This window comes from Vulcanisaeta sp. (genome assembly GCF_049966235.1).
GTDB lineage: Archaea > Thermoproteota > Thermoprotei > Thermoproteales > Thermocladiaceae > Vulcanisaeta > Vulcanisaeta moutnovskia.
The window spans coordinates 1-1,945 of sequence record NZ_JBMFVA010000057.1; the positions used below are offsets into that span (position 1 = coordinate 1).

Consider the following 1,945-nt stretch of genomic DNA (forward strand, 5'->3'; position numbering starts at 1 on the left):
CAATGTATGCTTTAAGCCTTCCCCAAGTGTTTGCCCCTTCTGCCACACCCCTGAGTGCTATTGCATATCTCCTTCCTCTCTCACTTACTATGCTTCTTAACTCCTCAAGGGCTATCCTTATCGCCTCCTCCTTAATCCTGTCAATATCCTTATTACCCCTGATGTATTCGTTTCCGAATAGCGTTAACCATCCTGGTATCCCGTCGAAAACATCCACAGCATACTCCATAATATCCATGGGTACGTTAACGCCAGCTTCCTGGAATCCCCGTTTAAGGAACTCCATGGCTAAGTCCTTCGGGAACCTATCTAGTGTTAACCTGAAGGTGTATCTACCGTATAGGGGTGATTTAGGGTTATCTAGGCCTAGGAAGCTGTAGAGTAGCCCTACTTCAGAGCCCGTGAATACGAATGTTATGTTTTTATCATAGTCATATGCATGGGCTATTGCATCGAGGAGCTCCAAGGATCTAGGACCCCTCAACCTCTGGGCCTCATCAAAGGCCACAATAACCCTCCTCCTACTCAGGTAGTCGAAAAGTGTTGATACGCTAATCGCATTCCTACCCCTCCATTTAAGCTCAACCTCAACCCCCACTATCCTTATTGACGAAATGCCCCTCAATACGTCAATGAGCTTATCAAGGCTATTGGAAAGGCCCTTTGCAAGAATGCTGTAAAAGTCCCTGAAACCATAATTACTCTTCAGCCCCCTTAAATCATGCACTACACTTGGGATACCTACCTCATTTAAGAATACGTTTAGGAGTGATGTTTTACCTATGCGCCTAATACCCGTAATTATAATTATGGGGGAGTCTACGTTTTCATGAAGTAGGTTCAACTCCCTATCCCTCACAAATAAATCAGCCCTACTGGTCTTCGGTCTCGGGTTAAATAGCATTAGTTCTGCCCCAGAAATATAGTTCTACCCCAGAATCCTTAAAACCTTACTGAAGCCAAGCATTACACTACATGGTTAAGGACTATGTGAATCCCAGTGACCTTATAGCCATGCTCCACTTCATGAAGATACTGACTTATCGGCATCGGGAGGTTTGGGGAACAATAAATTATTATTACGTATTGTGAGTAGTGATTGGCGAGGTTCTTACTGGTAGGGAGTCCCTCATTGAACACATTACGTGTTTAGTAATGATGGTTTAGGTTAGTACTCACGATTGCATGTATTAATATTGTTTAATCATTCAATTCTAAGAATACTGATGTGCTTATTTTAAACCATTGGCGTTGATTTTAAACTTCAGAAACAGTGGTTTAATGATCCTCCATAAGTATATTAGGTGCAACCATCCGGATTCCTGGTGAGGTACAGTTAAATAGTTCATACTGCTCCATGCAATGGAGGCTTGGTTCTATTAAGTATAGGGACGCTGTAGTGAAGGTTGAGTTAGTTTGGGTTGTTAAAGAGTAGGCCCAGCCTTTAGTATAATTAATAGTGTAGAGGTATATTGAGGCAAGAGAACCAGTCATAATGTAGCTTGGAAGTTTTGTACTTGCCGGTAATTCCACATACATATGAATTATGCCTGAACTTAAATACGTATATACTTGAATTATCCCAACCCTTATACCATTGGGGGATACTATGAGGAAGTAGTAATAGTAGTAAACCCTGCTTGATACTGAGTAATTCCTTAATCTAATCCACGTTACTGCAACACCAAAGGATATTGGCACCACCCATTTACCATTTACATACACTTTAACGGCTGGTATGCTTAAAATTAAGTACCTCACGGTATATAGACTATTGTTTATGTAACGCCATAAGCCAGTCGCTGCTGTTAAGTCCTGAACCACATGATCGTTAGTGGCATTCATGGTAACTATTGATGGTACGCATAAGGCACCGTTATCTGAAGTAATATTAGCAACGTATGGTTTGAAGCAATATAACGGCCCTATCGTGACATTCACAGAA

General features: G+C 41.5%; 2 protein-coding genes. Both read right to left on the reverse strand.

All coding sequences use genetic code 11. The features are described 5' to 3' along the window. A partial coding sequence (locus ACP5L5_RS11650; protein WP_428763989.1) for an AAA family ATPase occupies positions 1–904 on the reverse strand: 904 nt, incomplete at its 3' end. A 374-nt stretch (positions 905–1,278) separates the two neighbouring features. Beyond that, on the reverse strand, positions 1,279–1,945 hold a 667-nt coding region (locus tag ACP5L5_RS11655), incomplete at its 5' end, for a hypothetical protein (protein WP_428763990.1).